Source organism: Martinezella miluonensis, from assembly GCF_900094545.1.
In the GTDB taxonomy this organism is placed as follows: Bacteria; Pseudomonadota; Alphaproteobacteria; order Rhizobiales; family Rhizobiaceae; genus Rhizobium; species Rhizobium miluonense.
Map to the genome: position 1 here is coordinate 127698 of NZ_FMAH01000003.1, position 25342 is coordinate 153039.

The window sequence follows — 25342 nt, forward strand, 5'->3', positions numbered from 1 at the left end:
GAAGGGCGGAAACTCGAGGCCAGCGGGCGTACTGCCCGATCACCTACTTCTGCGTATCAGGCTACGATAACGCTGCTGGCTGCCTGTCAAATGCAGCCGCATCGCCGCTCGGGCAGCCTGTTCGTCCCTGTCGGAGATCGCCTCGGCGATCTGACGATGTTCGGCCTGGATTTGGACGATGTAATTGGCGGCAGCGGCTTCATCATCGTGGTCGAGCAGGAAGGAGCGCGGGATCATCTTCTTGCCGGTCAGTTCCAGAAACTCCTTGAAGCGCGGATTGTTGGTCGCGTCGGCTATGGCCAGATGAAAGGCGAAATCGGCTTCCGAGGTGGCAATACCACCCCGCAGGGCGCGATCGATGTCCTTGCAGCGCTCGAGGATGGCCTCCTCCTGCGCCGGCGAGCGCCGAACAGCCGCAATCCCCGCCGCTTCCGTTTCGACTGCAGTGCGCAGTTCCAGCATCTCGATGATCGAGGAAATCCGAGCAGGATCGGTCGCCAGAAGATTTGCTGAAGGAAAGGATTGCGCGGCGCTCACGAAGACACCAACGCCATGGCGCACCTCGACCAGACCATCGGCGCGCAGCGATGCGATCGCCTCGCGGATGACCGTGCGGCTAACCTTGTAGCGCTCGGTCAGGCCGTTTTCGCTCGGCAGCTTCTCGCCAGGCGGCGATATGCCGCCGAGAATCTCCTGACGCAATTGCTGGGCAACATGATCGACAAGGTTACGCCGGCCGGATGGCTGCGCACTGCTCTCTCCCCTTTCGGTCACGTCCTCGCGCCGCATCCCACTCTTCCTCAATTTTGCCGGTCAATCCTACAGATATATGATGACTGGAAAAAGGGTATATTATAACCTGCCGACAACAGGATCGATCGGGAGACAATCATGCTGAAAACTCTGTTGCTGACCGGCGCTGCCGGCGGCGTCGGCCAGGCGCTCAGGCCGCTTCTGGCGCAGATCGCCGAGAACGTCGTCCTGTCCGATCTTGCTCCTATTCGCGACCTGCGCCCGAACGAGCGTTTCGTTGCCTGCGATCTTGCCGATCGCAGCGGTGTAGACACGCTGGTCACGGGGGTCGACGGCATCATCCATCTCGGCGGCATCTCGGTGGAAAAACCCTTCGACCTGATCCTGCAGGGCAATATTCTCGGACTATACAATCTCTACGAAGCCGCCCGCGCAGCCGGCAAACCACGTATCGTCTTTGCCAGCTCGAACCACACGATCGGCTTTTATCGCCGCGACGAGCGCATCGACAACAAGGTGCCCACGCGGCCGGATTCCCTTTACGGCGTTTCGAAAGTATTCGGCGAGGCGGTTGCGAGCCTCTACTTCGACAAGTTCGGCCAGGAAACCTTGTCGGTGCGCATCGGCTCCTGCTTTCCGGAGCCGCGCAATACGCGCATGCTGGCGACCTGGTTCAGCGTGCGGGATTTTCTGTCCCTCTGCGGCTGCGCTTTCGACGCGCCGCGCCTCGGCCATACCATCATCTACGGCGTTTCCGACAATGACGAGCAATGGTGGGACAACAGCAACGCTGCCTTCCTTGGCTGGAAACCGCAGGATAAGGCCGCTCATTGGCGGGCTGAAATTCTGTCGCGAACACCCCAGGACGATCCGAACGATCCGGCGGTCATCTACCAGGGCGGCGGCTTTGCCTCAGCCGCCCACCCGGAGGATTGACGGTCAAAGGCTGCTGCGGAAAAGCTTCCACCGGGTCGGCCTAAAAGCGATGCGATTGCGGTCGAGCGTATCCGCCTTGTTCGGCGGCAGCTCGATCTCGATAGGCTCATACTCGCTGCCAATGTTGATCTCGAGGTGGCGAGTACCCGCAACGCGGCGGCTGGCGACAAGCAGGCCGGCAATTGCGCCGCCGTCGCCGTCGCGAAGCTCGATATCATGCGGCCGGAAATAGAGATCGGCCTCGCCATCCGGCTCGTGCGGCGTGCTGAGCCCCAGCGGCTTGTCGTCGAACCAGATCTCGCCACTGGCGATGCGAACCTTGACGCGATTGGATTGGCCGATGAACCCATAGACGAAGGGCGAGTTCGGCTTGTCGTAAATCTCATCCGGCGTACCGACCTGCTCGATCGCCCCCTTGTTGAGCACGACGATGCGGTCAGCAAGCTCAAGCGCTTCTTCCTGATCGTGGGTCACGAAAACGGTGGTATGGCCGGTTCGATCATGGATCTCCCGCAGCCACTTGCGTAAGTCCTTGCGGACCTGCGCGTCGAGCGCGCCGAAGGGCTCGTCGAGAAGCAAGACATTCGGCTCCACCGCCATGGCACGCGCCAGCGCCACGCGCTGTCGCTGACCACCGGAAAGCTGGGCCGGATAGCGCTTCTCCAAGCCGTTCAGCTGCACAAGCTCCAGCAGCTCCAGCGCGCGCCGGCGAATTTCGTCGCGTGGCGGACGACGCGATGCCGAGCGGACTTTCAGGCCGAAAGAAACATTGTCCAACACCGTCATGTGTCGGAACAGCGCATAATGCTGAAACACGAAGCCGATATTGCGCTGCTGCACGGTCTTGCTCGAAGCATCGTCCTCACCGAAGAAGATCCTGCCTTCCGTCGGCGTTTCCAAGCCGGCTATCAAGCGCAGCAGCGTGGTCTTGCCGGAGCCGGACGGGCCGAGAAGCGCAATAAGTTCGCTCGAGCGAATATCCAGAGAAACATTGTGCAGCGCGGGAAATCGACCGAATTCCTTGCGCAGATTTTGAACGCGAACTTCCATCAAGAATTCCTTCAGTGACGCCGGCTGGCTGCGATCTCTTCGCTGTAGCGCATTTCCAGCAACGTCTTCAGTATAAGTGTGACCAGGGCAAGCAGGGCGAGGAGCGTAGCAACGGCGAAAGCCCCAGAAAAATTATATTCGTTGTAGAGGATCTCGACCTGCAGCGGCATGGTGTTGGTTTCGCCGCGGATATGGCCCGAAACGACCGAGACGGCGCCGAACTCGCCCATGGCGCGAGCATTGCAGAGCAGCGCGCCGTAGAGCAGTCCCCACTTGATGTTCGGCAGCGTGACATACCAGAAGGTCTGCCAGCCATTGGCCCCGAGCGAAAGTGCCGCCTCCTCGTCCGCGCTGCCCTGCTCCTGCATCAGCGGGATCAGTTCGCGAGCGACGAAGGGAAAGGTGACGAACATCGTTGCAAGGACGAGCCCGGGCACCGCGAACAGGATCCGTATGCCGTTGCTCTGCAGCCAGGGACCGAGCACGCTATTCGAACTGAACAGAAGCACAAAGACCAGGCCGGATATGACCGGGGAAACCGAGAATGGCAGATCGATCAGCGTCGTCAGGAACGCCTTGCCCTTGAACTCGAACTTGGCGATCGCCCATGCAGCGGCAACACCGCAGACGAGGTTCAACGGCACGCTGATACCAGCAACGATCAGTGTCAGCCGGATCGCCGCAAAGGTTTCCTCATCGACCAGGGCTTCGAAGAAGGCCCCGATACCCTTGCGGAAAGCCTCGACGAAAACGGCGGCCAGAGGCAGGAGCACCATCAACGTCAGAAAGGCGAGCGAGATCAATACGAAGGTGATACGCGCCACCCGGCTTTCGGTGATGACGGAATGACCGGTTTCGGCAGTGCCAGAAAGATCATGCGCCATAGCCATATCTCCTTCTGCTCCAGGCCTGAATGAGGTTGATGATCAAAAGCATGGTGAAGGAAATGATCAGCATCACCGTCGCGATCGCCGTTGCTGCGGAGTAATTATATTCCTCCAGGCGAATGACGATGAGCAGAGGCGCGATTTCCGAGACGTAAGGCTTATTGCCGGCGATAAAGATGACCGATCCGTATTCACCCGCCGCACGCGCGAATGCCAATGCGAACCCCGTTAGCGCGGCAGGCGCCAATCCCGGCAGCAGCACGCGTGTTATCGTCTGAAAACGGGAGGCTCCAAGGGTCGCAGCCGCTTCCTCGACTTCGCGGTCAATCTCTTCCATGACTGGCTGCGCAGTGCGCACCACGAAAGGCAGGCCGACGAAAATCAGCGCGATGACGATGCCGACCGGCGTGAAGGCGATCTTGATGCCGAGCGGCGTCAGGAACTGGCCGATCCAGCCGTTCGGCGCATAAAGCGTCGTGAGCGCAATGCCAGCCACGGCCGTCGGCAGCGCGAACGGCAGATCGACCATCGCATCGAGGATGCGTTTGCCCGGAAAGCGATAGCGCACCAGCACCCAGGCCAGGATGAGCCCGAGCACGGCATTGACGAGCGCGGCAATGAAAGCGCCGCCAAAACTCATGCGCAGCGCATAGAGCGTGCGCACATCAAAGGCGAGCGCCCAGAATTTCGACCAGCCGAGAGCGCTGCTTTTCAACAGCAGTCCCGACAGCGGAATGAGAACGATGAAGATGAGCCAAGCCAAGGTAACGCCGAGCGCCAATCCGAAGCCCGGAATGACACTCGGCTGCCGAAACCGCCACCGTTTGCGGGTTATGGAATGCATTCAGTCTTATTGCCCCGGCTTGTAGATCTGATCGAAGACACCACCATCATTGAAGAATTTCGGCTGAGCTTGGGCCCATCCGCCGAAATCGTCAATGGTCGCCAGCTTCAAGGCCGGGAAGCGGGCGACATCCTTGGGATCGGCCGCTTCCGGCTTGATCGGCCGGTAATAATGCTTGGCGGCGATCTTCTGACCTTCGTCCGAGTACAGGTAGTTCAGATAGGCTTCAGCGATCTTGCGCGTACCCTTGGTGTCGACATTGCCATCGACGACGGCAACCGGCGGATCGGCGCGGATGGAGACGGATGGGGTCACGATCTCGAATTTATCGGGGCCGAGTTCATCGAGCGAAAGATAGGCTTCGTTTTCCCAGGCAAGCAGGACATCGCCGAGGCCGCGCTGGACGAAGGTCGTCGTTGCACCGCGCGCACCGGTATCGAGAACTGGAACATGCTTCAGAAGTTGGGAAACATATTCCTGCGCCTTGGCATCGTCGCCGCCATTGGCCTGCTTGGCCCAGGCCCATGCAGCCAGAATGTTCCAGCGGGCGCCGCCTGATGTCTTCGGGTTCGGCGTGATGACCTCGACACCGTCCTTGACCAGATCCGACCAGTCCTTGACGCCCTTCGGGTTGCCCTTGCGCACCAGGAAAACAATGGTCGAGGTATAAGGAACGGAATTGTTGGGGAACTTGGTCTTCCAGTCAGCAGGGATCTTGTGCGTCGCCTTGGCGATCGCATCGATATCGCCTTCCAGCGCCAGCGTCACGACATCGGCATCGAGACCGTCGATGACGGAGCGCGCCTGTGCGCCCGAGCCGCCATGCGAAGCCTTGATGTTGATGCTTTCGCCGGTGTCCTTTTTCCACTTTGCCGCGAAGACGGCATTGAAATCCTTGTACAGCTCACGCGTCGGATCGTAGGAAACATTGAGAAGCGTCTTGTCCGCTGCCCAGGTCGGCGCAATCGCCGCAACCGAAAAACTACCGATCAAAACTGCTGTGGCGAAAAGCCGGGAAAGCCTTACCGTCTGCATGGATGAACCCCCTTCGTTTGTCCTTAAACCCTATCAACTTGGTCGTATAAAGTAACGAAGACCGTTCCCGTTTTAAGGAACTCTGGAGAACAGCATCCCATAGAATCCGGAAAAGTGAAATCACATTCCGGCACAGTCGCGAGGCGTCACAATCGCCGGTATCCGGCGATAGCATCAGACATGAAAGATGGAATAGAGTTCTTCGGCGCTCTTTGCCTGCTTCATCGCCGCCAGCACGCCCTCGGTTCTCAGTCGCCTCGCGATAGCCGCCAGCACGTTCAGATACTCGCTACGACCGCCCTCCCCAAAAAGCAGCACAAAGGCCCATTCGGTCGGGATATCGTCAATGGCCTCGAAATCCACCGGGTGGGAGAAACGGGCCAGCAGGCCACGCGGCCTCGTCATACCCGCAATTGCGGCGTGCGGAACGGCCACGCCATTGCCGATGCCGGTCGTTCCGAGCTTCTCGCGCGTTTCCAGCGCCCTCAGAACCGCAGCGCCATCGAGGCCGAAACAGCTGGCTGCCTTCGATGACAGCACCTGCAGCGCCCGCCATTTTGTCGGGGCTGGCACTCCGATGAAGACATGCTCTGGCAGGATGATGGTGGAAAGATCCATGGTCGCTCTTAGAGGTCGGACAATCGATAATGCTGGCGATAATGCCGGGGTGACGTTCATCGTGATGCCGATCAGGAAACGAATGTTCCTGATCGCAGCAGCGAATCCCTCATCTCATTCCGGCTCGCGAAGACGATAGCCGACGCCAGTTTCGGTGGTGATATAGTGGGGCTGATCGGGGATATGCTCGATCTTCTGCCTGAGCTGGCGGACATAGACACGCAAATACTGCACGTCCGCGGCTGGCCCCCAGATCTGCTTCAACAGGAACTGATGGGTCAGCACCTTGCCGGCGTGCTGGGCGAGCACGCGCAGGATATCATACTCCTTCGGCGACAGCTTGATCTCGCTGCCATCGACCCTGACGATGCGCTTGACCAGATCGATCGAGAGGCCGCCGGTCTGGAAGATCGCCTTTTCTCCCTGCTGCTGCAGTCGGTGGCGCAGGGCGACGCGAATGCGCGCCGCAAGCTCGTTGACGCCAAAAGGCTTGGTTATGTAGTCGTCCGCACCGCTTTCCAGTGCCTTGACGATGCCGGCCTCATCGGTGCGGCTCGACAGGATGACGACGGGGATCTGCATGCCGTCCTCGCGCCATTCCATGAGCAGGTCCTGGCCGGATTTGTCGGGTAGCCCGAGATCGAGCACGACCAAATCTGGTCGGTCCTCATCCACGGAGGCCTGCGCGGCGGCGGCATTCTGGGCCTCGTTGACAACGTAGCCCTGGGCACCGAGGCCGACACGCAGCAGTTTGCGGATCGGCGGTTCGTCATCGACGACGAGAATCTTGACGGCAGTCGTGTTCATTTCAATTCATCCAGCTTCGGGACATCCGTTGGTCTTGGCATACGGATGGTGAAAACCGCCCCTTGGCGATCCGTTCTATTGCCGGCGGCAATGGTGCCGCCCATGGCCTCGACAAAGCCGCGGCAGATGGACAGGCCAAGGCCGGTGCCCGCCCTCACCTGATCGCCCTTGCGCACGCGGTAGAACGTATCGAAGACACGCTCGAGATCGGCGGGCGGGATGCCGAGCCCCTCGTCCATGACCCGGAAGACGATATTGTCGATATCGGCCCAGGCCTCGAGACGAATAGCTGAACCCTCCGGGGCATATTTGGCGGCGTTGTCGAGCAGGTTGAACAGAACTTGCTCGAACAGAACCGGATCGACCTTCACCATCGGCAGATCGGCAGGTATCTGGACCTCTACGCGGTGGCGGCTGAGGATCTTCTCGGCGCGCCGAAGCGCGCTGCCAACGATATCGCCGCCATAATGCAGAGCATAATTGGGCTCCATCGCCCCGGATTCGATCTTGGTCATATCGAGCAGGTTGACGATGAAGCGATTGAGCCGTTCGGATTCGTCGATAACGGTCGACAGAAGATCAACACGATCCTCGTGCGGCAGCGTTTCCAAGTAATCGCGCAGCGTTCCCGCCGCACCCATGATCGCGGCAAGCGGCGTTTTCAGGTCATGCGAAATGGAGGTCAGCAGCGCGGAGCGCAGCCTATCCGCCTCGACGGCCAGCTTGGCCCGGTCGACGTCGGCCACCAACTGCACGCGCTCGATGGCAAGGGCTGCCTGATCGGCCAGGGCATCGAGTAGCCGCTGCTGCTCCGGCGTCAGGAGCGGCCCGTCGCGGCGGTCATTGTCGAGACCGATGACGCCGACGGCGGTGCGGCCCGTGCGCAGCGGCACGTATAGGCGCTTGGCGCCGGGCAAAGTATCGGCGCCGCGCCCGGCCGCATGATTGTGCTCCCATGCCCAGCGCGCCGCCGCGATATCGGCGTCGTCGAGCGTGTCATCAGGCGGATAGCCGGCCTTGACGGCAATGGTGCCGTATTCCGGCAGAAGCAGGACGACCCGCAATTTGAGCATCGAGGCAAGCTGAAAGGCCGTTGCCCACAGCACGTCGTCGAGCGTACCGGTGCCGGCGAGCTTCTTCGAAAACAGATAAAGGTCCTCGGTCGTTCGCGCCCGCTGGCGCGCGGCGGCCGCTTGCCGCTGCACCGTTGCCGTCAGATTGCTGGCGATAATCGCGACACCGAGGAAGAAGAAGAAGGCGAGCACGCTCTCGGGATCGCTGATCGTCAGCGTATAGCGCGGCGTCAGGAAGAAGAAATTGAAGGCGAGCGCGCCGAGAATACAGGAATAGAGCGCCGGGCGCAGGCCCTGCGTTACCGCGCTGGCCAGGACCGCCATCAGGAAAACGAGCGCCAGGTTCCGGACATCCAGCACCTGATCGAGGATGACGCAGAAGCCCAGCGCGATGGCGACATAGAGCGTTGCCAGAGCGTAGCCGCGCAACTGGAAAGGAGGCGGCGAAGGCGCCACTTTGACGCCGCGCCTTGTAGCCTCACCATCCGCATCGCTGCCGGAAATGACATGGACGCTGATGTCACCGGCCTTGCGGATGAGATCGTAGGAAACCGAACGGCGAGACCAATCGCGCCAGGACCCGATCTTTGGCGAGCCGATGACGATGTGGGTGACATTGTTGCTGGCCGAATGACGAAGCAGTTCCTCTGCCACCTCGCGGCCCGGAAGGGTGATAGCCTCGCCGCCGAGCTGCTCGGCAAGCCGCAGAGTCGCTGCGATCGTATCGCGCTGCGCCTCCGTCAGGTTGATCGACCGATTGGTTTCGACATAGACGGCAGCCCAGGGCGCGCGCAGACGCGACGCCATGCGCGCGGCATAACGCACCAACGAAGCAGATCGCGGGTGTTGATCGATGGAGACCAGCACGCGCTCGCCCGCCGCCCAAGGCCCGGAGATCGCATGGGCCTGCATATGGGTCAGAAGCTGATCGTCGACGCGTTGTGCCGTGCGCCTCAGCGCCAGTTCGCGCAGCGCCGTCAGATTGCCGGGTGTGAAATAATTGGTCAGCGCCCGCTCGGCCGTCTTCGATACGTAGACCTTGCCGTCGTGCAGACGCTTGATCAGGTCATCCGGCGTCAGGTCGATGATCTCGACGTCATCCGCTAGATCGATGATCGAATCCGGCACCGTCTCCCTGACGCGGATGCGGGTGATCTGCGAGACGACGTCATTCAGGCTCTCGACGTGCTGGATATTCAGCGTCGTATAGACGTCGATGCCACGCTCCAGCAGCTCCTTGACATCGAGGTAGCGCTTCGGATGACGGCTTCCGTGCGCATTCGTATGAGCCAGTTCGTCGACCAGCACCAAGCCGGGGCGGCGCTTCAAAATGGCATCGAGATCCATCTCCTCAAGCGCCCGGCCCTTGTAGTCCACTTCCACACGCGGAATGATTTCGAAGCCGTCGAGCAAGGCCTGCGTTTCGCGCCGGCCATGGGTTTCAACCACACCGACCACCACATCGACGCCATCGGCGACCTTCGCCTTGCCGGAGATCAGCATCTCATAGGTCTTGCCGACGCCCGGCGCTGCGCCCAGGAAGATTTTCAGCCTGCCGCGTGCCTCGGCATTCGCCTTTTCCAGAAGCGCATCGGGCGAAGGCCTGCTCATCATGTCCCGGCTGTCATCTGCCATCGGTGGGTTGTCTTTCCTGACGAGGTTGAGATGGCGCAAGCCGTCTCAACCTGCTCAACTTACTGTTTCATAGAAGCATCAAGTGCCTGATTCAATGCCAGTACGTTGACAAGGGGCTCGCCGAGAACACCGAGCTCTCTGGACTCGATGGAGGCATCGACGATCGACTTGAGCTTGGCCTGGTCCATGTTGCGCGCCTTGGCCACGCGCGGGATCTGGAAATAGGCGGCATCCGGCGAAATATCCGGGTCGAGACCGCTGCCCGAGGTCGTCACCAGATCCATCGGAACCGGCATGTTCGGGTTCTGCGCTTGCAATGTCGCGGCATCGCCCTTGATGCGGGTGATCAGGCTCGAATTGGTCGGCCCCAGGTTGGAGGCCCCGGAATTGGCGGCGTTGTAGGGCGCTGCAACCGATTTAGTCGGGTCATTCGGGTCTGCGGCGGTCGTGGCCGACGGGCGACCATGGAAATAGCCGTCGCTGGTGAAGTTCTGGCCGATGAGGCTGGAACCGATCACCTTGCCGTCCTTCTCCACCAGGCTGCCGTTTGCCTGATGGGAAAAGAGCGCCTGGGAGACACCTGTCATGGCGAGCGGATAGGCAAGGCCGGTCAGGACGGTCGTGGCGACGATCATGACGATAGCGGGTCTGATTTGCTTGAGCATGGTGCAAACTCCTTAGACGAGGCCGATGGCGGTGATCGCCATGTCGATGGCCTTGATGCCGATGAAGGGTACGATGATGCCGCCGAGACCATAGATCAGCAGGTTGCGGCTGAGCAGCGCGCCGGCGCCGATCGGCCGGTAGCGAACGCCCTTCAGCGACAGCGGGATCAGCGCAACGATGATCAGCGCATTGAAGATGATGGCCGAGAGAATGGCGCTTTGCGGCGTCGCAAGGCCCATGATGTTCAGCGTCTTCAGCTGCGGATAGAAGGCGATGAACATGGCCGGGATGATGGCGAAATACTTCGCGATATCATTGGCGATGGAGAAGGTGGTCAGAGCGCCGCGGGTCATCAGCAACTGCTTGCCGATCTCGACGATCTCGATCAGCTTCGTCGGGTCGCTGTCGAGGTCGACCATGTTGCCGGCCTCGCGGGCGGCCACAGTGCCGGTATTCATGGCGACGCCGACATCGGCCTGGGCAAGCGCGGGAGCGTCGTTCGTGCCGTCGCCGCACATGGCGACGAGCTTGCCCTTGGACTGCTCCTCACGCATCAGCGCCAGTTTCATTTCCGGGGTCGCCTGGGCGAGGAAGTCGTCTACACCGGCTTCCGCGGCGATGGCAGCTGCCGTCAGCGGGTTGTCACCCGTGATCATGACGGTGCGGATGCCCATGCGGCGCAGTTCGGCAAAGCGCTCGCGGATGCCGCCCTTGATGATGTCCTTGAGATGGATAACGCCGAGCAAACGACCGTCGCGAGCAACGGCAAGCGGCGTGCCGCCGGCCTTTGCGATCTCGTCAGCAATCGCCTGCAGTTCGCGAAGCATCTCGCTCGAGGTTCGCGAGATCACTGTCGTACCGTCGGTTCCGCCATTGGCGGCGCCATCCACATAGGCCAGCACGGCATCGACGGCGCCCTTGCGGATCGAGGATCCTTCCAGATCGACACCGCTCATGCGGGTCTGTGCGGTGAACGGAACGAAGGTCGCCTTCAGGCTCGTCATGTCACGGCCACGGATCGCATATTTTTCCTTGGCGAGCACGACGATCGAGCGTCCCTCGGGCGTTTCGTCGGCAAGCGAGGCAAGCTGCGCTGCATCGGCCAGATCCTGTTCGCTAATGCCGCGAACCGGGCGGAAAGCCGTTGCCTGGCGATTGCCGAGGGTGATCGTGCCGGTCTTGTCGAGCAGCAGGGTGTCGACGTCGCCGGCGGCCTCGACGGCGCGGCCGGACATCGCGAGCACGTTGAAGCGGACCAGGCGATCCATGCCGGCAATACCGATCGCCGACAGCAGCGCGCCGATGGTGGTCGGGATCAGCGTCACGAACAGCGCAACGAGCACGACCGTCTGAATCGAGCCACCGGCATAGGCGGCAAAGCTCGGGATCGTGACGGTCGCCAGCACGAAGATCAGCGTCATGCCTGCAAGCAGGATGTTGAGCGCGATTTCGTTCGGCGTCTTCTGCCGCTCGGCACCTTCGACCAGCGCGATCATGCGGTCGATGAAGGTCGAGCCGGCGGCAGCGGTGATGCGCACGCGGATCTCGTCCGACAGGACCTGTGTACCACCGGTCACGGCCGAGCGGTCGCCACCCGATTCACGGATGACAGGGGCGGACTCACCGGTGATGGCAGCTTCGTTGACGGAAGCGACACCTTCGATGACTTCACCGTCCGACGGGATGATGTCGCCGGCCTCGACGAGAACGACATCGCCGACCTTCAGGCTGGTGCCCGGCACCATCTTGTAATCGGTGCGGCTATTGCCGACGAGCAGCTTTGCCTGGGTTTCGGTACGCGACTTGCGCAGCGAATCCGCCTGCGCCTTGCCGCGACCTTCCGCAACGGCCTCGGCGAAATTGGCAAACAGCACCGTGAACCACAGCCAGATGTTGATCTGCAGCGAGAAGGCGAGATTGCCGCCGCCGGTGACGAGGTCGCGCAGGAAGAGGACGGTCGTCAGTGCCGAAACGACGGCGACCACGAACATGACAGGGTTCTTAGCAAGCGTGCGCGGGTTCAACTTCTTGAAAGAAGCGCCGATCGCCGGAACGAGGATGCGAGAATCCAGAATACTCGCTGATTTTAACTGGCTCATAAGAGGCTCCAGCGTGAAGAGGAAAACGTCAGATCGGAACGCTGCCGATCAGCCGATTAGAAATCCGAAGATGACAAGACCGAGGAACAGGGCAACCATCGCCAACAAAATGGCGTCTGAAGCGCAGGTTATTCCGGCCGGGCCACGCCCCCTGTCGAAGGGGCGTGGATCGATGACTTTTCGAAGCCTGGCCAAAAGCGGTTGGCTCATGACATCATTCCTTAAAAGGTCTGGCCTGCGATCATCGCCAAATGGTCTACGATCGGTCCGAGCGCGAGTGCCGGGAAGAAGGTCAGGCCGCCGACGATGAGGATAGTACCGACCAGCAGGCCGACGAAGAGCGGACCGTCTGTCGGGAAGGTGCCGGCCGAGGCGGGTACCGTCTTCTTGGTGATCAGCGAGCCGGCAATCGCAAGCGCGGGAACGATGACCAGGAAGCGACCGATCAGCATAACGAGACCGAGCGTGATGTTGTACCAAGGCGTATTACCGGACAGGCCACCGAAGGCCGAGCCGTTGTTTGCCGCCGCCGAGCTGTAGGCGTAGAGGATTTCCGAGAAGCCATGCGGGCCGGAATTGCCGACAGAGGCGACGGCGGAGGGCAGCACAGCGGAAATGGCGGTGAAAATCAGCATACCAAAGGGCAGGCAAAGCACGGCAAGCATTGCCATCTTCACTTCCTTGGCTTCGATCTTCTTGCCGAGATATTCCGGCGTGCGGCCGACCATCAGGCCCGCAACGAAAATGGCGATGATGACGAACATGATGATGCCGTAGAAACCGGCACCAACGCCGCCGATGATGACTTCACCGAGTTGCAGGTTGATAAGGGGGATCATGCCGCCAAGTGCGGTGAAGCTGTCGAGCATGCCGTTGACCGCACCACAGGACGCCGCGGTGGTGATGACGGCGAACAGTGAGGAGGCAGCGATGCCGAAGCGGACTTCCTTGCCTTCCATATTACCGCCCTGAATGCCGAGCGCATGAACGAGCGGATTGCCGGCAGCTTCTGCCCAGTAGGTGACGATCACACCTGCAATGAACAGCGTGCCCATCGCAGCCAGAATGGCCCAGCCTTGACGCTGGCTACCGACCATGCGACCGAACACGTTGGTCAGCGCCGCACCGATGACGAAGATCGTCAACATCTGGATGAAGTTGCTGAGCGCATCGGGATTCTCAAACGGGTGGGCGGAGTTAGCGTTGAAGAAACCGCCGCCATTGGTGCCGAGCATCTTGATGGCAAGCTGCGAGGCAACCGGGCCGACGGCGATCGTCTGCTGTGCACCTTCAAGCGTCGTCGCATTGACATAGGGCCCGAGCGTCTGCGGAACGCCGAGATAGACGTATACCACCGTCAAAACGATACACATCGGCAGCAGGACGTAGAGCGTCGCGCGGGTCATATCGACCCAGAAATTGCCGATCGCCTTGCCCGAGGCGCGCGAGAAGGCGCGAATCAAGGCGATGGCGATGGCAATACCGGTCGCTGCGGACACGAAGTTCTGCACCGTCAGGCCGGCCATCTGCACGAGGTAGGACATCGTGCTCTCGCCACCATAGTTCTGCCAATTGGTATTGGTGACGAAGCTGGTCGACGTGTTGAAGGACAAGTACGGGTCGAGCGAAGTCATGCCGGCCGGGTTGTACGGCAGGCTGCCCTGCAATCGCTGAAGGAGGTAAAGCACGATGAAGCCGGCAAGGCTGAACAGCAGCATGGAGACCGAATAAGTCGTCCAGTGCTGCTCTTCACGTTCGTTCGTTCCGGACAAACGATAAAGCCCCCGCTCCACCGGACCGAAGACGTAGGAAAGGAGTGTGCGCTCGCCCGTAAAGACACGCGTCATGTAACCGCCAAGCGGTTTGACGAGCAGGAGAAGGATCCCGATGAAGATCAGGATCTGAAGCCATCCGTTGAGGGTCATGGAAGTAACTTTCCCTATCCAGCGCCGTTAGAAGCGCTCGGGACGAATGAGAGCGTAGATCAGGTAGGCGGTGAGAAAGAGCGTCACGCCGCCACCGAGAATGTAATCGAGAAGCATTGCCGTCTCTCCGATTAGAGGCTGTCGCAGGCCTTGGTGTAAGCGACGCAAAGGAGGAAAAATAAGACGCCGATCCCGACAAGAATTATGTCCATCATTGATCGCGATTCCTTGATTGTTATTGTTGACTGCAGAAACGACGAGGGAGCGCTCTCGGTGAAAGCGCCTCTTTCATTCTGCCGAGGTGAAGCGCACTTCGCGTGCATCTTCGACACGCAATATGCGACCGAACGGCATTAAGGTTCGAGACGGCCGGAGAACGGAAGATATAAAAATCTTATAAATGCCGGGGCGGACCGGCATGGCAGGAAGCGGTCTTTGTACGCCACCCCGGGCCCGGCGGCTTCGATCAGCTGATCGAGCGCGATTCAGCCGGGCCTGCCCGCGATTGACGCGGGCAGGCATCCGCAAAGCATGGCGCAATTGCATTCAACCGCATGACGTCAAGCAAGGCTAGGGTCGAACGATAACCTTGATCTCGCCCGATAGCGGGGCGCTGCCGACAACCTCGGCGACATCCTCAAGACCTATGGTCTTCGTCACCAGGGAATCCAGCTCCAATACGCCGCTTGCCACCATCGCCGCAGCGCGCGAATGGGTAAACGGGTTGAGATAGGCCGGCCTCATCTCGACTTCGTTGACGAGCAGATCGAAAGGCAGAACAGGCACTTCAAGTCCAGCCGGCGTCACGCCGAACAGGATAAAAGCGCCGCCACGCCGCACCATCCTGACACCGGTCTGCAAGGTCTCGGGAACGCCGGCACATTCGATGACGACATCGGCGCCGCCATGGGTACGCTCCCGTACCGAAGCGACGGTGTCCGAGGCAGCCGGATCGAAGGCATGCGTAGCACCTAAACGCAGCGCGGCTTCGCGCCGCGATAGCTGACGCGTGATCAGGATCACCTCACCGGCACCGGCCTGTCGCGCCAGCTGCACCATCAGCAGCCCGATCACCCCTCCGCCGAGGATCGCGATGGCATCGCCTGGGCGAATCCGCGCCTTGTCGATGGCGTGAATGCAGCATGCCAGCGGCTCGCAAAAGGCGCCGTGGACGGGATCGAGATCGGGCGGCAGCACGAATGCCTGGCTGCTCGGCACCGCCGCATATTCGGCAAAGCCGCCATCCCGGGTCACGCCGATTGCGTTCAGGTTCTCGCAAAGGTTCGGTCGCCCGCGCCGGCAGGCCGCGCAAGCGCCACAAGCGATATTCGGGTCGACGGTAACGAGCTCGCCGCCATTGAACGCCGAAACGCCATCGCCAACCTCCTCCACAAGACCGCAGAATTCATGGCCCAGGGTCACCGGGATCGCCGTCGGATACTCGCCCTTGAACATATGACGATCCGAGCCGCAGATGCCAGCGGCCAGCACCCGGACAACGAGCTCGCCCGGTCCGGCGCTTGGCCTTTCAACGTTGCGCATGGTCATGGACCCGACCGCTTCCAAACGTACTGCCCTCATTCTCCTCCTCCGATTACAGCGCCCGACGAGTTGACGTCGCAGCACCACTCCCTTCGGCATACTATAGCGTGATACCCGGCGGCGTGAAGAACCCGGCCCGCGAGACAGATGAGAAATGCATCTCCTTTGCCTCAGCCAGAAGAACCGACCTGACGGAGATGCCAGCGGTCGCAGCTGCCTTCAGAGGCATTGCTGGCCTTGAAAGAGGCGCAGATAATGAGCGGGACGGGTGCGGTATCATTTCCACACCCGTCCCGCTCAAGGGTTCCGGAGAATATCAGAACGGTCGTCAAGACCGGCGGCAAATGCCGCTTGAATGCAGGGATGCGGGCCGGCAAAAGGAACATGATCGGCTAATTGCCCCCAGACATATCGAGGAGCAATCTCTTTACCGAAGACGGGTTCAGCCGTGGTTGGATTCCGTTCCCTGGATCGCCGAAAGTATCCAGTCCGCGCCGGACTTGCGCACGAAAGTCCAGAGCTCGACCGTTTCCGAGGGGTTGCGATCGTCACCATTAACGAGCTTGCCCGTCGTGCGATCAAGCATGGCATCGATGCTGGAATAGCGCATAGCAAGCGTCGCATACTCCGCATTGTCCTCGCGCCAGGCCTCGGCAATATCGCCCTGCAGCAGACGAACGTCGGAGACGCTGTTGCGCACGCCGTTGGTGGCGTTCTCCCCAAGCTCCTCTGCCAGGTAGGACATTGCCTCCGGCGTGGTCAGCCGGCGCAACGTCGCATAGTCTTCCTTGCCATAGGCTGTCTGGACTTCGGTGAGAAGCCGCTCGAAGCGATCAAGATCGGCTTGCTGCAGCCCGATCTCGTCGCTGGCCTGCCGCGTTTTATGCGCGGCGGCTGCCGTCCCGCCGCCGATTGTCGGGATGGAAAAGGAAGGGCGCGGCGACGCACCGGCATTGTTCATCGGGTTCGTATTGTAGGACTGGCCCGACCCCGGCGCCGCATATTGCCCGCGCTGGCGATTTGCGAAGAACCGCATGGCAAAGCTGATCAGCAGCACGATCAGGCCGATCTGCAGCAACATGCCAAGGAAGCCGACACCTCCGCCGAAGCCATGGCCGAGCAGCATGCCGAGAAGACCACCGGCGATCAATCCGCCGATCATCGATCCGCCGAAACCACCAAAGAAGCCCGGGCGCTGCTGGCCGGCGATCGGCGGTTGCGTGGCGGTTTGCGGCTGCTGCGGCCTGGGTGTCATCGTCCGGTCGATCGGAGCGGCTTGCGTCGGAGCCGTCCGCGTTGTGGCAGGCGCGTCGAAAGTCCGCGTTCCGCGGCTGCCGAACCCGCTGGAGCCGGCACGACGTGCGTCGGCAACATCGAAGGTCGCTAGAGCAGACGCGGCAGCGAGCACGACGATGGCTGCGATCTTGGCAAAACGGGGACCTACCCTGAGCATTTGCTCTCCTGTGATTGAGCGGAACAACGATTTTGGCTGGATATGGGGATGGCGGGTTGCGATTGTAAGTTGGTGCGCCTTCAAATCTCAAACCACAGCGCGCTTTATATTAGCCGGCTCGATGAATTTCGCCTCGAACGCCCCAGAAACATTGAGCTTTCCGGCCTCGGGGGATCGGTTAGCGGCCTCGCCGTCAAAACCTAATTTTCCTCGACGCCCTCGAGCAACCCGTCATAGACCTCCATCAGCGCATTGGTGATCGCCTGCCCAAGTGTATTGCCGGCCGCGCGAACCTCGTCGTCCGTACCGTCGCGCGCCGCCCTGGCCAGCTCGAAGCCTTCGCCGCTGACGATCTGCTTTGCCACTTCGATGGCCCAGAGGCCGAAGTCGCCACGATTGTCGATCTTGATCGGGTCTTCCATTACCTGTCCTATTCACTGGTCTTCGTTCATCGCTGTCAGGCTCTATACGCTCAAGCTGAGCAAAGCGAGCATTGATGCGCGGCCAAGACATCGCGCTCGATCAGATATGGGGCATTGTAGCGACTGTCCACTCCGGAAGCGCGCTTCGAGGAGGCTCTGAGTCTGATGCCAAAGGCGGATCGCCGGAGCCGTGGCAGGAAGCGCTCATACTATCGCTGAGGCCATCAATGCCGCCGCACCACCCGGGATCGGGCGGCTGCAAGGGCGAAAGAGGCCATCGAAACGTTGGAAATTGTGGAAATGCGCCTTTCTGAGCCCTCAAAGACCAAGAGCCCCCGTGACAATGACCGGCTGCAATGGAAATGATTCCGCTGTAACCATTGCGGGGAAGCATCATGACCACCACCAATGAAATCGCAGACAAGATTGCCGCTGATCACAAGCTGACCAAGGCTCAAGGCAAGGCCATCGTCGAAGCCGTTTTTGCGTCCATCGCCGGAGCAGCGTCTTCCGGCGCCGAGACCTCCATTCCAGGCTTCGGCAAATTCAAGGTAAAGGACACGCCGGAGCGTGAAGCACGCAATCCGGGAACGGGCGCAACCATCAAGGTTGCTGCGGCAAGGAAGCTCGCTTTCACGCCCGCAAAGGCGTTGAAGGATGCGCTCAACAAGTAGTCCTTTGCCTTGAGCCATCGAGGCTCGATGCATCGAACGGCCGGCCTTGAGGGGTGAAGCCGGCCGTTGGTGCGCGCAAACTCATCAAGATGGGGATGCGCTCGCCATGAAGCACAATATTGTCCGCCGCCCGCGCGAGGCCTCGCCTAGCTTGCCCGGCGGCTATCGAGATAGGCTCTCAGCGCTGCGGCTTCGTCCGTCTGGATCGCGGAGATGCCTGCATCGATCAGGCGCCCCCAGATCGCTTCCGGATCCTTCAGCGCCGTGGAATCGGTAAAGCCTGCACAAGAAACCGAGTCGAGCGTGTTGACCCAAAGCGCGATGCCGGCCTTCCGGAAAAGCGCCTGCCGCTCTGCGACCTGTTCCAGCCTGTCGAAATAGATTTCGCAGAGGAACGGGTTCAGTTGGAACAGAAGATCCAACTGGCTGCCGACATCCGGAGCCTCGAGGCGTGTCTTGGCCATGAAGGGAACGGCCTGCGCCGACACATTGGCGCGGATCCATGCGAGATCCTCACCCGTCTTTAGATCGCCCCAGAAATCGACTTGCTGATCGACGCCCATCGCACGGGCGCAGGCGATCACATCCGGGATCATGTGCCTGCGTTTGACGTCGAGATGGATGAAGATACGACCTCGCGTCAGATCGAAGACATCCTTCAGGCTCGGCAACTTTTCCTCTGTCATCGGGTTCGCCTCGCCGCCATCCCGATCGCGCAGGCTAAGACTGGATAATTGCTGCAGTGTCAGCGCCTCGGGCTCCTGATCGCGGCCCGCCATCCGCTCGAGCGTATCGTCATGCAGAAGGAAAAGTTCGCCGTCGTTGCTGCGCCGCACGTCGATCTCGACCACGTCGTAACCGGCTGAAATGGCCCGCTCGATCGAAAGCAGGCTGTTTTCCGGTGCTGCGCGCCAAATGCCGCGATGAACGACGATTGCGCAGTCGCGTGCCGGATCGGCGATATAGTCGATATAGTTCATGATGCGCCCCTTTCTCGCCGTGGACGCTTGCACGGCTCTCTCCGCAACCGGACGTCTCGTTCGGGGCTATCACAGGACTTTGTCAGATCTGCAAAGCGCATTGCGAGCTGCAGCGGCTATGACATGCACGTTCAAGACATCAATCGCAGCCGCGCGGCTACGATTGGAAACGCACGAGCCGTGCCAGTCAGCTCGTAGTCGGTCGAGATCTTAGAAGTCCCAGTCTTCATCCTCGGTGGCGACCGCCTTGCCGATGACATAGGACGAGCCGGAGCCGGAGAAGAAGTCGTGGTTCTCGTCGGCATTGGGCGAGAGCGCCGAGAGGATTGCCGGATTGACCTTGCAGGCTTCTGCGGGGAAGAGGGCTTCATAACCGAGGTTCATCAGCGCCTTGTTGGCGTTGTAGTGCAGGAACTTCTTGACGTCTTCCGTCAGACCGACGCCATCATAGAGCGCCTCGGTATATTTCGCCTCGTTGTCATAGAGTTCGAGCAGCAAGTCGAAGGCGAAATCTTTGATCTCCTGCTTGCGCTCTTCCGAAAGCCGCTCCAGCTCTCGCTGGAACTTGTAGCCGATATAGTAGCCATGCACCGCTTCGTCGCGAATGATGAGGCGGATCATGTCGGCGGTGTTGGTGAGCTTGGCGCGGCTCGACCAGAACATCGGCAGATAAAAGCCCGAATAGAACAGGAAGCTTTCAAGGAAGACGCTGGCAACCTTCTTCTTCAGCGGATCTCCGGAGACATATTGCTCCATGATCAGCGCCGACTTGCGCTGCAGGAACTCGTTCTCCTCCGACCAACGATAGGCATCATCGACATCGGGTGTCAGGCAGAGCGTCGAGAAGATCGACGAATAGGAGCGAGCGTGCACGGCCTCCATGAAGGAAATGTTCGACAGCACCGCCTCTTCATGCGGCGTGACAGCATCGGCCATCAGCTTGACGGCGCCGACGCCGTTCTGGATCGTGTCGAGCAGGGTCAGGCCGGTGAAGACGCGGATGGTGAGCTGCTGCTCCTCCGGCTTGAGTGTCGCCCAGGAAGGGATGTCGTTCGACAACGGCACTTTTTCGGGCAGCCAGAAATTGCCGGTCAGGCGGTTCCAGACCTCGAGATCCTTGTCGTCGTCGATGCGGTTCCAGTTGATGGCGCGGATGCGGCTTGCCGGCTTGAATTGCATGTTCACGGGAATGTCCTTCTCAAACCGGAAATCAGAGGGCGCAGGAAACGCAGCCCTGCACCTCGGTGCCGGACAGCGCCATCTGGCGAAGACGGATGTAGTAAATGGTCTTGATGCCCTTCTTCCAGGCGTAGATCTGGGCCTTGTTGATATCGCGCGTGGTCGCGGTATCGCGGAAGAATAGCGTCAGCGATAGGCCCTGATCGACATGTTGGGTGGCCGCCGCATAGGTGTCGATGATCTTTTCCGGCCCGATCTCGTAGGCATCCTGATAGTAGTCGAGATTGTCGTTGGTCATGAAGGCGGCCGGGTAATAGACGCGGCCGATCTTGCCTTCCTTGCGGATCTCGATCTTGGAAACGATCGGATGGATCGAAGAGGTCGAGTGGTTGATGTAGGAGATCGAGCCAGTCGGCGGTACGGCCTGCAGGTTCTGATTATAGAGACCGCCCTTCATCACGGCCTGCTTCAACTCCGCCCAATCTTCCTGCGTCGGGATGGCAATGCCGGCCGTTTCGAACAGCTCGGCCACACGCTCGGTTGCCGGCTTCCATGCCTGACCAGTATATTTGTCGAAATATTCGCCGGATGCGTATTTCGAATTCTCGAAGCCCTTGAAGCTCTGGTCTCGTTCGACCGCGAGCAAGTTCGAGGCGCGGATGGCGTGATAGGTCACGGTGTAGAAATAGATATTGGTGAAGTCGACGCCTTCTTCAGAGCCGTAGAAAATGCGCTCGCGGGCAAGATAGCCGTGCAGGTTCATCTGACCGAGGCCGATGGCGTGACTGTCGTCATTGCCCTTCTCGATCGAAGGCACCGACGAGATGTGGCTCATGTCGGAGACTGCCGTCAGCGCGCGGATCGACATCTCGATCGTCTTGCCAAAATCGGGGCTGTCCATTGCGGCTGCGATGTTGAGCGAGCCGAGATTGCAGGAGATGTCCTTGCCCATATGCTTGTAGGAGAGGTCGTCGCTATATTCGCTGGCTTCGCTGACCTGCAGGATTTCCGAGCAAAGATTGCTCATGGTGATGCGCCCGGCAACCGGGTTGGCGCGGTTCACCGTGTCTTCGAACATGATGTAGGGATAGCCGCTCTCGAACTGGATTTCGGCGATGACCTGGAAGAAGTCACGCGCCTTGATCTTCTTCTTGCGAATGCGGCTGTCGGCCACCATCTCGCGATACTTTTCCGTGACCGAGATTTCCGTGAACGGCACGCCGTAGACGCGCTCTACATCATAGGGCGAGAACAGGTACATATCGTCGTTGTTCTTCGCGAGCTCGAAGGTAATGTCCGGAATGACGACACCGAGCGATAGCGTCTTTATGCGGATCTTCTCGTCGGCGTTCTCGCGCTTGGTATCGAGGAACCGCATGATGTCCGGGTGATGGGCGTTGAGGTAGACCGCACCCGCACCCTGCCTGGCGCCAAGCTGATTGGCGTAGGAGAACGAGTCCTCGAGCAGCTTCATCACCGGGATGATGCCGGATGACTGGTTCTCGATGTGCTTGATCGGCGCACCGGCCTCGCGGATGTTGGTCAGCGACAGGGCGACGCCCCCACCGCGCTTGGAAAGCTGCAGCGCGGAATTGATGGCACGGCCGATCGACTCCATATTGTCTTCGACGCGCAGCAGGAAGCAGGAGACCAGCTCGCCGCGCTGTTTCTTGCCGGCGTTGAGGAAGGTCGGTGTCGCCGGCTGGAAGCGACCCGAGATGATCTCGTCGACCAGATCGCGAGCAAGCTGCTCACTACCCCGCGCCAACGTGAGCGCCACCATGCAGATGCGATCTTCATAGCGCTCCAGATAGCGCTTCCCATCAAAAGTCTTCAGCGTGTAGCTGGTGTAGTATTTGAAGGCACCAAGAAAGGTCGGGAAGCGGAACTTCTTCGCATAGGCATGGTCGAAGAGATCGCGCACGAAATTGAAGGAATACTGGTCCAGCACCTCCTGCTCGTAATAGCCTTCAGTCACCAGGTAATCGAGCTTCTCCCGCAGGTTATGGAAGAAGACTGTGTTCTGGTTGACGTGTTGAAGGAAATACTGCTTGGCCGCCATGCGGTCCTTGTCGAGCTGGATCTTACCCTGCTCGTCATAGAGGTTCAGCATGGCGTTTAGGGCGTGATAGTCGAGCGCCGCTTCCATTACCTTTGCTGGCCGGTCGCTTGTGGGATGAGAGAAAGCGTTTAGCGGCTTCTCGCCTGCATCCCGCGACAAAGAAGGGGTTAACGTGTCCAAAATCGTTCCAATCCGTGTCTGACATTGGCGACATCCTCCTCCGTTCCCAAGAGCTCGAACCGATATAGAAACGGCACCTTGCATTTGGTGGAGATAATGTCGCCGGCGATACCGTAGGTCGCCCCGAAGTTGCTGTTGCCCGCGGCGATGACACCGCGGATTTTCGAACGGTTATCCGCATCGTTGAGGAAACGGATCACCTGCTTGGGCACGGCGCCCTTGCCCCCTTCGCCGCAATAGGTCGGGACGATGAGGACATAGGGACGGGCAGCTCGAAGCTCTTCTCCCGCGCCGAGCGGAATGCGAGCGGCCGACAAGGCAAGCTTGGCAACGAAACGATAGGTGTTTTCAGATCTGCTGGAGAAATAGATGAGCTCGCCCACCGCTTGGCTCCTCAGGCGAGAGCGCTGATCATGTCAGGGCGAAAACCCGCCCAATGCTGCTCGCCGGCGACAACGACGGGGACCTGACGATAACCAAGACCCTGCACCAGCTCATAGGCTGCGCTATCGGTGGACACGTCGATGATCGTGTAATCGATGCCCTGGCGGTCGAGCGCGCGCGTGGTTGCTGTGCACTGGACGCAGGCGGGCTTGCTGTAGACGGTAATGCTCATGAGATATCCTCGTATATTATAGTCATGCAAAAGCGTTCGTGCACCGAACAATGCCCGCAGTGGCAGATGAAAATGGAGGCAGCCGCGACTGGTAGCCGGCCGCTTAGACGACCGTCATTCCCGTAGCCTGTTGTGGGTACTCGAAAACATGGATTCACCCCGAAGTTGTTCATGCGGGGCACTTGCGGCAGCGAAGGCGGCGGCAATCATGCCGCACGAGTCCTTGCTCGCCATACGGACACCCCGCCCGTGGACGCTATGCTCGAGGCAGGTCTCCTGGCTCGCGGGTCGCAGCTCTCGATCTCACCTTCCCAAGACGCATGCGTCTCAGTGGCCATGTCGATCGAACGCTCGCCGCTCACAGTTGCGGGGGCAGCTACGGCTTGGCGATCATCATGCTCGCCGACCATATTCCCATCTTAGCCTCCAATCCTTGCGAATCGAAGGAACCTCGAACACTATATATAGTATCTGAGACTAAGAATGCGTCAACTGGTTCTCCGTCCCGAGATCCATTTCAACATTAATAATATGTGGGCAGCACCACCAAACCCTGCATCTTCTGGGCTCCCTTGCAAGTTTGCATCAGGCAAAACGGGCCGGAAACATAGCCTTGTAGGAAGCTTCAAGATGCCGCCTCAGCTCATAAAGCAGCGCACAGATCACAAGCGTGGCAACAGCGATCGGGATAAAGAACGAGACGGACATGAGTCCCATCTGGTCCAGAGCATAGGCAATCAGCAGCATGACCGTCTGATGTAGTACGTAATAGGTCAGGATTGCCCTGTTCAGATAACGGATGACAGCATTCTCGGAATTGCACCAGATTTTTGCATAACCGAGAATGGCGACAATGGCGCACCACTGAAAAGTGCCTGCGAGGATTCTTCCCGCCAGCGCCTGCACCCCTTCGGGCTCGACCGCCGGCAGGGCTGGAAAGAGCAATGTCATAGCCACCGCGCTTGCCACTGCCAGGATCAGCGCAGGCCTTCGCATATTGACGATTGCATCCCAATAGTCATTGCGCATCGCCATCGCCGCTGCGACAAAGAACGACGTGACGTAGACGGCGTGGCTGTACCAGTCGTCCAGCATATTGGGCGTCGGCGGGAAGGCCGGCCGCAGCACCAGCCTCAGGACCACGAAATACAAGGCAGGGAGTATCAGGATCCATTTTCCCGTCAGCCAGATCGCCAGCCGATCGCCTGCGTTCGTCAGCAGCCGCGGCCACGCCGACAAGGCAAGCGTCAGAAGCGCGGTATAGACCCATAGATAGGCGAGATACCAGAGATGCTGCATTCCTGCGAGTTCCACATAGCCGCCATCCGGCAGTTGAACCGGCGTCCAGGTCACATAGTGCCAGAAGACATCATAAAGGCTGATATTAACGCCCAATCCGGCATTCAGGGAAATATACATCTGCGGCGGTATCAGAAATAGAAGACCCAGCAGCAAAGGTATCAGCAATTGCCTTGTACGCGCACTCCTCAGCTCATCCGGAGATTGCCGAGTCAGCAAGATACCCGTCACGGTGCCCGAAATGATGAACAGGAGGGACATTCGCCAGGGATGCGTCCATAAATGAATCATGTCGAAGAGAGGAAAGGTCTGGGGTGCCTTCAGCAGGAACTCTTTCGAGTCATAGATCAAGCTGACATGATAGATGATCAGCAGCATGAAAGCCGCAACCCTGACAAAATCTAGATCATATCGACGCGGCGTCCTCTCCATAATTTAGCATATTGAACTTTACCCCTTAATGGACCGTCAAAAGGGGAATGCAATAAATCATAGCGCGCGAGATTAAGCTCCGTTTTTGACGACTCCAGACCCAGCATGAAGGTCATCAATATCCTGTAATTGCGGCATTTTTCGTCCACCGACCCATCTCAATCCGATCGTCCGC

At 59.8% G+C, this 25342-nt stretch carries 23 protein-coding genes and 1 riboswitch; of the genes, 2 read left to right on the forward strand and 21 right to left on the reverse strand.

The features are described 5' to 3' along the window. Positions 1-39 precede the first annotated feature (39 nt). Complete coding sequence (locus GA0061102_RS04595) at positions 40-789, reverse strand: FadR/GntR family transcriptional regulator (protein ID WP_092844481.1); 750 nt, start codon at positions 787-789, stop codon at positions 40-42. Between the two features lie 102 nt (positions 790-891). Between GA0061102_RS04595 and GA0061102_RS04600 the strand changes: the two genes are divergently transcribed. Further along, on the forward strand, positions 892-1689 hold the full coding sequence (locus GA0061102_RS04600; RefSeq protein ID WP_092844483.1) for an NAD-dependent epimerase/dehydratase family protein: 798 nt from the start codon (positions 892-894) through the stop codon (positions 1687-1689). Positions 1690-1692: 3 nt separating this feature from the next. Here GA0061102_RS04600 and GA0061102_RS04605 read toward each other — a convergent pair whose 3' ends face one another. The 14 genes from GA0061102_RS04605 to GA0061102_RS04675 form a co-directional block, all read right to left on the reverse strand. Continuing rightward, a complete protein-coding gene (locus GA0061102_RS04605) occupies positions 1693-2739 on the reverse strand; it encodes a sulfate/molybdate ABC transporter ATP-binding protein (protein ID WP_092844485.1) in 1047 nt (348 codons plus the stop codon). An 11-nt stretch (positions 2740-2750) separates the two neighbouring features. After that, a complete protein-coding gene (gene cysW, locus GA0061102_RS04610; RefSeq protein WP_092844487.1) occupies positions 2751-3623 on the reverse strand; it encodes a sulfate ABC transporter permease subunit CysW in 873 nt (290 codons plus the stop codon). Beyond that, on the reverse strand, positions 3613-4470 hold the full coding sequence (gene cysT / locus GA0061102_RS04615) for a sulfate ABC transporter permease subunit CysT (protein WP_092844489.1): 858 nt from the start codon (positions 4468-4470) through the stop codon (positions 3613-3615). Before cysT ends, cysW begins: the two co-directional genes overlap by 11 nt. A gap of 6 nt (positions 4471-4476) precedes the next feature. Beyond that, positions 4477-5505: a sulfate ABC transporter substrate-binding protein gene (locus tag GA0061102_RS04620; protein WP_092844491.1), complete on the reverse strand. Its 1029-nt coding sequence runs from the start codon at positions 5503-5505 to the stop codon at positions 4477-4479. A 174-nt stretch (positions 5506-5679) separates the two neighbouring features. Further along, positions 5680-6123, reverse strand: a complete 444-nt coding sequence (locus tag GA0061102_RS04625; RefSeq protein ID WP_092844493.1) for a PTS sugar transporter subunit IIA — start codon at positions 6121-6123, stop codon at positions 5680-5682. Positions 6124-6237: 114 nt separating this feature from the next. Continuing rightward, positions 6238-6930 carry a response regulator transcription factor gene (locus GA0061102_RS04630; protein WP_092844495.1) on the reverse strand — a complete coding sequence of 231 codons (693 nt, stop codon included), beginning with the start codon at positions 6928-6930 and terminating at the stop codon, positions 6238-6240. Beyond that, complete coding sequence (locus tag GA0061102_RS04635) at positions 6927-9638, reverse strand: sensor histidine kinase (RefSeq protein WP_092844497.1); 2712 nt, start codon at positions 9636-9638, stop codon at positions 6927-6929. Before GA0061102_RS04635 ends, GA0061102_RS04630 begins: the two co-directional genes overlap by 4 nt. A gap of 59 nt (positions 9639-9697) precedes the next feature. Beyond that, on the reverse strand, positions 9698-10303 hold the full coding sequence (locus tag GA0061102_RS04640) for a K(+)-transporting ATPase subunit C (protein WP_092844499.1): 606 nt from the start codon (positions 10301-10303) through the stop codon (positions 9698-9700). A gap of 12 nt (positions 10304-10315) precedes the next feature. Then, a complete protein-coding gene (kdpB, locus tag GA0061102_RS04645; RefSeq protein ID WP_092844501.1) occupies positions 10316-12403 on the reverse strand; it encodes a potassium-transporting ATPase subunit KdpB in 2088 nt (695 codons plus the stop codon). Positions 12404-12624: 221 nt separating this feature from the next. Continuing rightward, on the reverse strand, positions 12625-14328 hold the full coding sequence (gene kdpA, locus GA0061102_RS04650) for a potassium-transporting ATPase subunit KdpA (RefSeq protein WP_092844502.1): 1704 nt from the start codon (positions 14326-14328) through the stop codon (positions 12625-12627). 27 nt (positions 14329-14355) lie between these two features. Beyond that, positions 14356-14445, reverse strand: coding sequence for a K(+)-transporting ATPase subunit F (gene kdpF, locus GA0061102_RS04655; protein ID WP_034509905.1), 90 nt, complete (start codon positions 14443-14445; stop codon positions 14356-14358). A 453-nt stretch (positions 14446-14898) separates the two neighbouring features. Next, complete coding sequence (locus tag GA0061102_RS04660; protein ID WP_092844504.1) at positions 14899-15909, reverse strand: zinc-dependent alcohol dehydrogenase family protein; 1011 nt, start codon at positions 15907-15909, stop codon at positions 14899-14901. A gap of 403 nt (positions 15910-16312) precedes the next feature. Continuing rightward, a complete protein-coding gene (locus tag GA0061102_RS04670) occupies positions 16313-17323 on the reverse strand; it encodes a Tim44 domain-containing protein (RefSeq protein WP_092844508.1) in 1011 nt (336 codons plus the stop codon). A 200-nt stretch (positions 17324-17523) separates the two neighbouring features. Next, positions 17524-17745, reverse strand: coding sequence for a hypothetical protein (locus tag GA0061102_RS04675; protein WP_092844511.1), 222 nt, complete (start codon positions 17743-17745; stop codon positions 17524-17526). Between the two features lie 395 nt (positions 17746-18140). On the opposite strand from GA0061102_RS04675, the gene GA0061102_RS04680 reads away from it, so the two are divergent. Next, positions 18141-18419, forward strand: a complete 279-nt coding sequence (locus GA0061102_RS04680) for an HU family DNA-binding protein (RefSeq protein ID WP_092844513.1) — start codon at positions 18141-18143, stop codon at positions 18417-18419. A gap of 146 nt (positions 18420-18565) precedes the next feature. Here GA0061102_RS04680 and GA0061102_RS04685 read toward each other — a convergent pair whose 3' ends face one another. The 6 genes from GA0061102_RS04685 to GA0061102_RS04710 form a co-directional block, all read right to left on the reverse strand. Then, positions 18566-19432 carry a glycerophosphodiester phosphodiesterase family protein gene (locus GA0061102_RS04685; RefSeq protein ID WP_342588025.1) on the reverse strand — a complete coding sequence of 289 codons (867 nt, stop codon included), beginning with the start codon at positions 19430-19432 and terminating at the stop codon, positions 18566-18568. A 177-nt stretch (positions 19433-19609) separates the two neighbouring features. Then, positions 19610-20584, reverse strand: coding sequence for a class 1b ribonucleoside-diphosphate reductase subunit beta (gene nrdF, locus GA0061102_RS04690; protein ID WP_092844515.1), 975 nt, complete (start codon positions 20582-20584; stop codon positions 19610-19612). 25 nt (positions 20585-20609) lie between these two features. After that, positions 20610-22727, reverse strand: coding sequence for a class 1b ribonucleoside-diphosphate reductase subunit alpha (nrdE, locus tag GA0061102_RS04695; protein ID WP_425348512.1), 2118 nt, complete (start codon positions 22725-22727; stop codon positions 20610-20612). An 80-nt stretch (positions 22728-22807) separates the two neighbouring features. Then, on the reverse strand, positions 22808-23203 hold the full coding sequence (gene nrdI / locus GA0061102_RS04700) for a class Ib ribonucleoside-diphosphate reductase assembly flavoprotein NrdI (protein ID WP_092844519.1): 396 nt from the start codon (positions 23201-23203) through the stop codon (positions 22808-22810). A gap of 11 nt (positions 23204-23214) precedes the next feature. Further along, positions 23215-23436 carry a glutaredoxin-like protein NrdH gene (nrdH, locus tag GA0061102_RS04705; RefSeq protein WP_092844521.1) on the reverse strand — a complete coding sequence of 74 codons (222 nt, stop codon included), beginning with the start codon at positions 23434-23436 and terminating at the stop codon, positions 23215-23217. A 249-nt stretch (positions 23437-23685) separates the two neighbouring features. Then, positions 23686-23905: riboswitch (cobalamin riboswitch) on the reverse strand. A 116-nt stretch (positions 23906-24021) separates the two neighbouring features. Continuing rightward, positions 24022-25167 (reverse strand): acyltransferase family protein, encoded by a 1146-nt coding sequence (locus tag GA0061102_RS04710; RefSeq protein WP_092844522.1) that lies wholly within the window; start codon positions 25165-25167, stop codon positions 24022-24024. Positions 25168-25342 lie beyond the last annotated feature (175 nt).